We start from the raw sequence: 8,741 nt of genomic DNA on the forward strand, positions 1-8,741 counted from the left end.
TCGCCCGGCGCGTCGAGCAATTTTCGCGCCTCGGCGTTCATGTAGGCGATATGCCAGTTGGCGTCGAGTGCGAAGAAACCGTCCGTGATGCGCTCGAGGGCAAGGGAAAGATTCGGCGCTAGCACCGAGGCGTCAGGCGCAGTTGAATCGCTCATCCGCCCTCCTAGCAGACGTTCCAAAAGGCGTGCCTTCTTCGCGGTATGCGGAACCCCCGCCCGAAAGGGAAGGCGCGGGCCGGTTGCCAAGGCGCGCGTGGATGCATGTTCGCTTCGCTTCCATGGCCTTATCGGCGTTACTGTTTGCATTGGGCACGTTCCCGATCGCGGCATCCGCCGCGTCCGCGCTCGATCCATGCGCGGTCGTAGCGGTCGAAATGGTGGACACCGTCAATTCCGCGCAAGCGCGCCCAGGCGATTTCTTCCGATTCCAAACCGTCAATGCCGTGACCGCGGGGGCTCGCGTCGTCATCCCGGCCAGAACGATGGGCTATGGCATCGTGGCGGTCGCATCGCCGGCCGGCCGCGGAGGCCGAGCCGGATCCCTAGTCTTGGAGCCGCGATACCTCGTCCTTCCGGACGGCACCCACCTCGGTGTCGTCCTCAATCACCACACGAACGCCCTGGACCGTACCGGAAAAAGCGGCGATGCTCCCGGGCTCCTGGGCGCTATTCCAGTTCCGGGCGTCGGTGCCGCCGTCGGAATCTTCAACTACTTCCACAACGGGAAAAACATCGAAGTACAACGCGGGAGCGTGTTCACAATATTCCCTAGTGACGATCCCTCGGTCGAGCGCTGCCAGCGGCACCCCAGCTACTAGCTCACGGACGCCGTTGCCCAGCCGGCGAGGATCGCGGTGGTGTCGCGCTCGCGCTCGCGATGCGGAGAGTGCCCGCATCGATCGAGAATGACCCGGTCTACGGGGCCCTTTACGTCGCGGGCGATCGCCTCGACCTGCGCGAGCGTTCCGTATTCGTCTTGCGCGCCCTGGATGCACAAGACGGGAGCCTCGATGCGCGTTAGAACTGGCTCGATGTTCCAGGCGAGGAAATCGGGATGCAGCCAAATGTCGTTCCAGCCGAAAAACGTTGCGTCGACATCGTCGTGGTGGCGGGCCATGCGTTCGCGCAGATCGCCGTTTCGATACCGCTCGCCGATCTCCGCGATGCTGCGGACGGAGAGCTCTTCGACGAATACGTGCGGTGCCTCGACGACCACCGCCGAGACGCGCCGGGGGTGTTCGGCTGCGTAGATAAGCGCGATCGACGCGCCGTCGCTGTGGCCGACCAATAACGCGCGCTCGATCTCGAAACGGTCGAGAAGTTCGGGCAGCGCGATCGAGGCTTCGTCATGCATGTACCGCACGTCGCGCGGGGCCGATAAGCTCTGCGACCGCCCATTGCCGTAACGCGAATAGACCAGCGCGCCGAAGCCGGTGCGGTCCGCGATGGCCTGCGGAAAATCGCGCCAGAGCCCGATCGAGCCGAGCCCTTCATGCAAAAAAACCAACGTCGGCGCGCCATCTATGCGCGGAGCGATCCATTGCGCGTCCACCCGTCGCCCGGCGGCCTCGACGAACACGCGGCCTAGGCTTTCGGAGTGAAATCGAGCGAGAGCGAATTAATGCAGTACCGCGAGCCCAAGGGCCCTGGGCCGTCGTCGAAGACGTGGCCGAGGTGCGAATCGCAGCGCGCGCAACGCACCTCGGTGCGCACCATGCCGTGGCTGCGGTCTTCGATCAAGCGCACGTTCCGCTGTTCTTCCGGGTGCGTAAAGCTCGGCCACCCGCAGTGCGACTCGAACTTCGAATCGGCGGTAAAGAGCGGCGCGGCGCACGCACCGCACACGTAGGTTCCGTCGTCGTCGACCAGCAGCAACGAACCCGTGAACGGGCGCTCGGTCCCGGCCTCACGCAGAATGGCATAGCGCTGCGGGCCAAGCTCAGCTAGCCACTCCGCTTCACTTTTAACGACGCTGGGGCGATCTTGATTTTCCATTATCTCCTAGAACGCCCCGAAAGGTGGGCAGGATGCGCGCTCTTACGGGCGGCGGTAGATGCTGCGCCGCAAAGCCGGAAGATGCGGATTCTCCCACGTGGTCCCGTCCTCGAATCTGATGCGTAGAGGGACGCACTGCGCGAGGCCCGTCCCGAGCGGAAAAACGTTCGGGCTGATGCCGAACTCATGCCGGATTTCGACCCCCGGCGAGAACGTCCCGACATCCCGCACCTCGGCAACGAGACTACCCTTGGCAACCAGCCCAAATTCGATCTCCTTGATTACGATCTGCGTTTGGTTAACGTAATCGATGCCGAGGCTGGGGTTGCTGTGCAGCGGCACCTGATAGTAGCGCTGCCCATAGACGTCGGCCCAATAGTAGGGACCGACCGGATAGTACGCAGGCACGTATCCCGGCGCAAAAGCGCTGCCGCGCGAAGGGTTACACGTCAAGACCTTGATCGGATGGGGTCTGGCCGCGAGCGCCTGTACCGGCAATGCCGCCAGTACCGCCAGGAGCAGTACTCGGCCGATGATCGGATAGATGCGTTTCATTCTGTACTCCTTGCCGCGCCGCTGAGCGGACGGCGACAGAGGAGCCTTCACCAACGCATCGCAGGAACCCGGCCCCGCCCCCAGGCATAGCTGCGGCCATGGACCGACCGCTGGTGCGTGGAGGCGAATTCTCCGATGTCGACGCGCACGATACCCGTGCCCTCATCGCCTACCTCGATCTCGCCACGGACCTAGCTTCGCAGGATAAGCGCGAGAGCTATCGGGCGCAAGGCATCGGCCCGAATATGCGCGTGCTCGACGCGGGTTGCGGCACGGGCGACGACGTTCGTGCTATCGCGGCACTCGTGGGCCCCGGCGGGAGTGTGGCCGGAATCGACCCCAGTAAAGCGATGATCGAGGAGGCACGCCGCCGCGGAGGGCCGCCCAACGTGCGTTTCGAGCAAGGTGCGGTAGCGAGTCTCGCCTTCGAAGACGGCTCGTTCGACGCGTGCCGCGCGGAACGCGTCTTTCAACATCTACACGATCCGGCTGCGGCCGCCTGTGAGTTATACCGCGTGAGTAAAGCGGGAGGCTCGGTGCTGCTGATCGACCAGGATTGGGAGACCCTCACCGTAGCCGGAGGACGACCCGAAATCACGCGCCGTATCGCTCATGCCTATGCGGAGCGCCTGGCTAGCGGCAGCGCAGGGAGCGAGCATCGCCGATGGCTGCGCAGGGCCGGATTCACGCAAATTTCGACCCATGCGCTGGCCGCGATGCCGAACCTCACGACGGCCTTCTCGCAGTTCCTCAACGCCGGCATCGATTACGCGCTGGAAGCCGCGGCGGTTGAGGTGGACGACGCGCATGAGTGGTTACTCTCCCTGCTGCAAGCCGAAGCGGCGGGCGAATTCACGTGCGCGGTGACGGCCTTCTTTACCATGGCGCGCCGATGATGCTATGCGCTCTCGCGCGAACGATTGCGCAGGGCCTCGATCGCACCGATCAAACGCTCGTTAATTTCGTCGCCCTCCGCGCTGCCGAAGCTCGCGGCTAAGGCCGCCGCCGACTGCGCGCTCTCCTCGCGGTGATGTTGCACGACGTTGACGTAACCCGCGAGGCGCGCGAACAATTCGCGCTCGCCCGGCGTGCCGGTCCCGGCTAGGCGCGCGATGCTCGCGGTTGGGAACGCCGTTAGGCCAAGGACGATCGTCTCGATGTCGCTCGCAGCTCCCGGTGCTGCGAGATATGCGGCCGAGCCTTGAAGCGACTCCGTGGAAAACGCGTCGTCTGCGTCTTCGGGCGGTAAGCATACGAATCGTCCCACGACGCCCGCGCGGACCAATCGTTCGCAGATCGCGGCGATGCGCGCGAGATTGGCAACATTGGCCAAGAGCGACCCGACGATGAGATCGAGGCCGTCAACCGACCACCGGAAGCGGCGCCGGCCGATCAGATGCACGATCGAGAGGCGCGCGACGTTCGTACTCGGGACCGGCATCCACGAAAACTCCCAAGCCGCCTCGGCGACGCGTGAGATCGCACCGAACTCCCGCAGTGCTGCAAGCACCTGCGGTTGTGAAGCGCCTGGGGCGACCTCTAGAACGACGCTGCCGTCCATCGCGCCCCTCGTTCGCGGAGCAGGCCCGAAACTCTTGGGGGCGCTGGGGGCCCGGCGCGATGTCGGGCGAATCTTAACGAAACGATGAAAGACGATAGCGAAGCCCGCACGCGCCGCAATGCCCAAGCCGCCTACGCATTTCACATCGTTGCGATCGTGCTGCTCGCGGTATTCGCACTCGTGCAGATTCTGGAATTTCTGGGGCGGGTCCGAACGGTCACGACGATCGTGCTCGCTGCGGTCTTCTTCTGCTACCTCATTTATCCGGCCGTACGAAGCCTGCGGCGGAGGCTCCCGATGTGGGCCTCGTTGCTCGCGGTCTATTTCGCATTCGGCTGCGTCCTGTTCGGCATTATCGCCGTCGTCGTCCCGCTTGCCACGCAGAACGTTCAGCAACTCACGCACGATGCGCCGCGGCTGATAGAGAACGCGCGCATGACGCTCGCCGACCCGAATAATCCGATCGTCGCACGCCTTCCACCACAGGCCACCGCCTATTTGGCGAATCTGCCGAGCGAAATGACGCTGCTGATCGAGCGCTACGGCGGTGCGACCACCACGCACGTTTTCGCCTTCGTCCTCTCCGCCGCATCGATCGTCGTGCTGTTCGTGATCGTGCCGATTTTTGCGGCCTATCTGCTGCTGGACGCGGAGCGCGTTCACGCATCGATTCTAGCAATGGTGCCGCGCGCGCGCCGCCCGCTGGTGGCTAAAATCGTCAAGGATTTCGATACGGTCCTAGGCGGCTTCGTACGCGGGCAACTGATCGTCGCGGCCATCGTAGGCGTTCTCGTGACGATTCTGCTCTTAATTCTGCACGTGCAATACGCCGTGCTGATCGGATTGATGGCGGGCCTGTTCGAGATCATGCCGTATGTCGGGGCGATTGCGGGAGCGATTCCCGCGGTAGCGATTGCGCTGTTCAGCAACGGGTGGCAGAACGCGCTGTTCGTCGTCATCGGTTTTGTCGCCATCAATCAAATCGAAGGGCATCTAATCTCGCCGTTCATCGTCAGCGAGAGCGTCGGGCTAAGCCCGCTCTTCGTGTTGCTCGCGTTGCTCGCGGGCGGCGAACTGATGGGGATCCCGGGTCTGCTCCTGGCCGTTCCGGTGGCCGGGCTCATCCGGGTGCTCATCGTGAATCTGATCCCCACGCAACAGTAAAGAGCATGTAAACGGATTCTGCCTCTTGGTAGCCAAGCAAGCATTTATTGCACGTTCTCTAGGAGGGTAAACATCGTGGCTGTGACTTCCACAAATGCATCCGTTGCTGACCCTGCACCGCTAGGGCTGGCAGCTTTCGCACTCACCACCTTCGTGCTCTCGGCGGCCAACGCCGGGCTCATCCCCAAAGGCGGCGACGCGGCCGTTCTCGGCCTTGCGTTCGCCTACGGCGGCGTCACGCAGCTGTGCGCCGGAATGTGGGAATTCAAACGCAACAACACGTTCGGCGCGACCGCGTTTTCCTCGTACGGCGCCTTCTGGATATCATTCTTCCTGTTGATCACCTACTTCGCAGCGAAGATCCCGCCCGAGGCCGCGCCGAGCGCGATCGGATTCTTCTTGCTTGCGTGGGGAATCTTCACCGCGTACATGACGATTGCCGCGCTACGCCTGAGCAAGCCGGTACTCACCGTGTTCGTCATACTGACGATCACGTTCTTCGTCCTAGCGGCCGGAGCGTTCATGTCGAATCCTACCCTGAGCATGGTCGGTGGCTACCTCGGCTTGGCAACCGCCATCGCCGCATGGTATGCCTCGGCACTCGGCGTCATCGCATCGACGCGCGGCTAACCCTACAGCGCGGGTAGCGCTTCCAGCTCCTCTTCGGGCGGCAGGATCTCACGAAAGAAGATCCAGTACAATCCCGCATTGAGGAGCTGAAGCGCGGCCGCAAGTTCGAGTGGCAGGCCGATCCACGCGTGCTCGATCAGCACGCCGGCCGTTGCCGGGCCGCCCATGGCCGCTACGCGGCCGGGAAAGTTCGAAAGCGCCGAGACGCGCGAGCGTTCGTCGGCCGGAACGATACCCATCGCATACGATTGACGCACGGGTAGCGTCGCGATGTTGAGCATCATGCGCGCCGCGTAGATGATCCCCGCGATCGCGAACGTCGGTGCGAGCGGGATCAGCGCCAAGAGCGCGCACGAAAGCACCCGCAGCGCAACCACCGTCTTCACGGCGCCGCCCAAGAACCGCACGATACGCGTTACGCCCAGATAGGATGCGATCGAGAGCACGTTGATCGCAACGTAGAGTTGCGCGATCGGCGCGGCTCCAACCCCATAACGCTCGTGAAACCACAACACGAGAATCGGGCCGAGAAACCCGATGGCAAGGCCGTTGGTGGCGTTCGTCACCATGAAACGCCGAATCAGCGGCCACGTGGTCTTCGCGATCGGCTGCGGGCGCGCGCCGCGCGCGCGTTGCACCTTCGCTTCGCGAATCGGCAACACGACGAGCGCCAGCGCGAGCCCGAGGATCGCGGTCAACCAAAACAACGGCGCGTACGATGACGCTCCGCTGTATCCAAAGCTTCGCAGTAGATGCGGCGCTATTGCGATGCCCGCGCCGGCAATGCTTCCGAACGTGCCGACGAGCGAGAGACGCGCAAACACATGCGTGCGCCGCGCGTCGCCCGCAAGCTCCGCGGTAAGCGCCTGTTCGGCCACGAAATACGGCCCGAACGCGCCGCCGCTCCCGACGCCGCCACCCTGGCCGATCGTGCCGAGCGCTGCGGCAGTAACCAGCGCGACGTAATTCGCCTGCAACGCGAAGACGACGCCGGCGCCCGCCGTCAGCGCTCCGAAGAGCACCAGCACGGGCTTACGTCCGATACGATCGGCGAGCGATCCCACACCGAGCGTGAGTACGGCGCTCGATCCCGCGCCGATCGCCAGCAAGAGTCCAACCGCAGAAGCGGAGTACCCGAGCGCGAGCAGATAGAGCGGCACGACGATTGCCAGGTAGCCTTGCGAAAGGCTCCGCAGCAGTCGTCCCGCAAAGAGCGGCGCGAGGTTGGTCTGCAATCGGTTAGGTGGTGAGCACGACGCGGAAGCGAGCATCTCCGCTCATCATGCGCGCATACGCTTCGGGCGCGCGATCGAGCGGCATCGTTTCGATCTTCGCGCGAACGCCCGTGAGGACGCTAAAGCGCATCGTGTCCTCGGAATCGACGCACGTCCCCGACGGCCACGCCTTCACCGAGTGGCGGCCACCGATCATCTGCACGGTCTGCAAAGCCATCGGCTCCATCGACGCGCCGACGATCAGCAGTTGGCCGTCGATCGTCAAGCCGTTCATCGCCGGCTCCATTGCCTTCGCCGAGGTTGCAGTGGCCAAAACGAGCGTCGCGCCGCCGAGCTTTTGCAACTCCGCGCCGATATTCGAAGCGGCGCTATCGATGTATGCGTGCGCTCCGAGTTCGAGCGCGAGCGCGCGTTTCGATGCACCGCGCGCAATCGCAACCGTGTGAAAACCCATCTTCGCTGCGTATTGCACGCCGAGGTGCCCGAGCCCACCGATGCCGAGAATAGCCACGAGGTCGCCCGCCCGCGCACCGCTATTGCGTAATGCGTTAAAGGTAGTGACGCCCGCGCACATCAACGGAGCCGCTTCCGCGGCCGTAAGCCCATCGGGAATACGGGCCAGAGCGACCGCCGGAACGATCGTGTACTCGGCGTAGCCGCCGTCGTAGCGGATACCCGGAACCTGCAACTCCCTGCACGTGAGAAAATCGCCGCGGCGGCAGCGGTCGCAATGCCCGCAGTGGCCACCGTGCCAGCCGACGCCGACCCGGTCGCCGACATTCCAGCCGACGACGCCGCCGCCAACCGCATCGATCGTCCCGGCGATTTCGTGGCCCGGCACGCGCGGAAACTCGATGCCCGGCCACACGTTATGCACGGTGAGCGCATCGCTGTGGCAGATCCCACATGCCTCAATCTTCACGCGAACCGCTCCCGCGCCCGGCGAGGGCACCGGAACCTCTGCTAATTCAACCTGCCCGGCCGTGGGCGACGAAACCCGAAAACTACGCATATTCATGCTCCGCATGATCGATCCGAGCACGAGGCGGTTGCATCGGATATTGACAGTATTAGGTAAACCTAATACTGTAGGTCGGTGAACCTAATTGAAATGATCTTGGGCATCGCGCTCTTTGCGCATCAGTACGGCGTGACGTGCGAAAAGTGTCATACGGTCGTTCCGCACCTCAACGACTTCGGCGCCCACTTTTTGGCCTCGGGCGATCGTATCCCGGGGGTTGCGCCCGGGCCGGCCACGCCGATCGCGGTCAAAGTGAACCTAGTAGCTTCCAGCATGCGTCAGGGCAGCGGCGAGGGCGGGCAGGGGCTGCCCAAGGCCATCGTCGACGAGATCGAAGTCTTCACGGCCGGGGCGATCGGCACGCGCGCGAGTTACTTCGTCGAGCAATATGCCGTTGACGGCGGCATGCACGGTTTGTTGCGCGACGCGTGGGTGAACGATCGGCTCGATCCATGGAGTGCCCGCATTCCGGTGTACGTCCAGGCCGGGTCTTTCACGCTTCCGCTGCCGGTCGATCCGGAAACCTTCCGCGAAACCGCGCAGCATTACACGGTCTTCGACCAAACCGTCGGCGATAATCC

Annotated in this window: 11 protein-coding genes; 5 read left to right on the forward strand and 6 right to left on the reverse strand. The window is 63.8% G+C overall.

What is annotated here, in order from left to right; translation table 11 throughout:
• The first annotated feature begins 256 nt into the window (after positions 1-256).
• Positions 257-817: a hypothetical protein gene (locus VMW12_13795; GenBank protein ID HUZ50796.1), complete on the forward strand. Its 561-nt coding sequence runs from the start codon at positions 257-259 to the stop codon at positions 815-817.
• On the opposite strand, the gene VMW12_13800 is transcribed toward VMW12_13795, so the two are convergent.
• From VMW12_13800 to VMW12_13810, 3 genes are read right to left on the reverse strand one after another with little or no spacing between them, the layout of a single operon-like run.
• On the reverse strand, positions 814-1,578 hold the full coding sequence (locus VMW12_13800) for an alpha/beta hydrolase (protein ID HUZ50797.1): 765 nt from the start codon (positions 1,576-1,578) through the stop codon (positions 814-816). The two genes, VMW12_13795 and VMW12_13800, sit on opposite strands and share 4 nt — an antisense overlap.
• 5 nt (positions 1,579-1,583) lie before the next feature.
• A complete protein-coding gene (msrB, locus tag VMW12_13805; GenBank protein ID HUZ50798.1) occupies positions 1,584-1,994 on the reverse strand; it encodes a peptide-methionine (R)-S-oxide reductase MsrB in 411 nt (136 codons plus the stop codon).
• Between the two features lie 42 nt (positions 1,995-2,036).
• The gene (locus tag VMW12_13810) at positions 2,037-2,549 is read right to left on the reverse strand and encodes a hypothetical protein (GenBank protein ID HUZ50799.1); all 513 of its coding nucleotides are present in this window, start codon (positions 2,547-2,549) and stop codon (positions 2,037-2,039) included.
• Between the two features lie 98 nt (positions 2,550-2,647).
• On the opposite strand from VMW12_13810, the gene VMW12_13815 reads away from it, so the two are divergent.
• Entirely contained in the window at positions 2,648-3,445 is a 798-nt protein-coding gene (locus tag VMW12_13815) for a methyltransferase domain-containing protein (GenBank protein ID HUZ50800.1), read from the forward strand.
• A 2-nt stretch (positions 3,446-3,447) separates the two neighbouring features.
• Here the strand turns inward: VMW12_13815 and VMW12_13820 are convergent, their stop codons facing one another.
• Positions 3,448-4,110: a hypothetical protein gene (locus VMW12_13820; GenBank protein HUZ50801.1), complete on the reverse strand. Its 663-nt coding sequence runs from the start codon at positions 4,108-4,110 to the stop codon at positions 3,448-3,450.
• Between the two features lie 84 nt (positions 4,111-4,194).
• Between VMW12_13820 and VMW12_13825 the strand changes: the two genes are divergently transcribed.
• Together VMW12_13825 and VMW12_13830 are read left to right on the forward strand one after the other, a co-directional pair.
• Positions 4,195-5,274: an AI-2E family transporter gene (locus VMW12_13825; protein HUZ50802.1), complete on the forward strand. Its 1,080-nt coding sequence runs from the start codon at positions 4,195-4,197 to the stop codon at positions 5,272-5,274.
• A gap of 75 nt (positions 5,275-5,349) precedes the next feature.
• Positions 5,350-5,904 carry an acetate uptake transporter gene (locus VMW12_13830; GenBank protein ID HUZ50803.1) on the forward strand — a complete coding sequence of 185 codons (555 nt, stop codon included), beginning with the start codon at positions 5,350-5,352 and terminating at the stop codon, positions 5,902-5,904.
• Between the two features lie 2 nt (positions 5,905-5,906).
• Here the strand turns inward: VMW12_13830 and VMW12_13835 are convergent, their stop codons facing one another.
• The gene (locus VMW12_13835; protein HUZ50804.1) at positions 5,907-7,139 is read right to left on the reverse strand and encodes an MFS transporter; all 1,233 of its coding nucleotides are present in this window, start codon (positions 7,137-7,139) and stop codon (positions 5,907-5,909) included.
• A gap of 4 nt (positions 7,140-7,143) precedes the next feature.
• Positions 7,144-8,151, reverse strand: a complete 1,008-nt coding sequence (locus tag VMW12_13840) for an alcohol dehydrogenase catalytic domain-containing protein (protein HUZ50805.1) — start codon at positions 8,149-8,151, stop codon at positions 7,144-7,146.
• Between the two features lie 84 nt (positions 8,152-8,235).
• On the opposite strand from VMW12_13840, the gene VMW12_13845 reads away from it, so the two are divergent.
• Positions 8,236-8,741 (forward strand): hypothetical protein (locus VMW12_13845; GenBank protein ID HUZ50806.1); only part of this gene is annotated, 506 nt, incomplete at its 3' end.

Source organism: Candidatus Dormiibacterota bacterium, assembly GCA_035532835.1.
GTDB lineage: Bacteria > Vulcanimicrobiota > Vulcanimicrobiia > Vulcanimicrobiales > Vulcanimicrobiaceae > DAHUXY01.

What these genes read in the sequence shown, in the direction of transcription:
- VMW12_13795 (HUZ50796.1), top strand. Translation starts at nt 257, where the DNA reads ATGCATGTTCGCTTCGCTTCCATGGCCTTATCGGCGTTACTGTTTGCA.
- msrB (HUZ50798.1), bottom strand. Translation starts at nt 1,994, where the DNA reads ATGGAAAATCAAGATCGCCCCAGCGTCGTTAAAAGTGAAGCGGAGTGG.
- VMW12_13810 (HUZ50799.1), bottom strand. Translation starts at nt 2,549, where the DNA reads ATGAAACGCATCTATCCGATCATCGGCCGAGTACTGCTCCTGGCGGTA.
- VMW12_13815 (HUZ50800.1), top strand. Translation starts at nt 2,648, where the DNA reads ATGGACCGACCGCTGGTGCGTGGAGGCGAATTCTCCGATGTCGACGCG.
- VMW12_13820 (HUZ50801.1), bottom strand. Translation starts at nt 4,110, where the DNA reads ATGGACGGCAGCGTCGTTCTAGAGGTCGCCCCAGGCGCTTCACAACCG.
- VMW12_13825 (HUZ50802.1), top strand. Translation starts at nt 4,195, where the DNA reads ATGAAAGACGATAGCGAAGCCCGCACGCGCCGCAATGCCCAAGCCGCC.
- VMW12_13840 (HUZ50805.1), bottom strand. Translation starts at nt 8,151, where the DNA reads ATGCGTAGTTTTCGGGTTTCGTCGCCCACGGCCGGGCAGGTTGAATTA.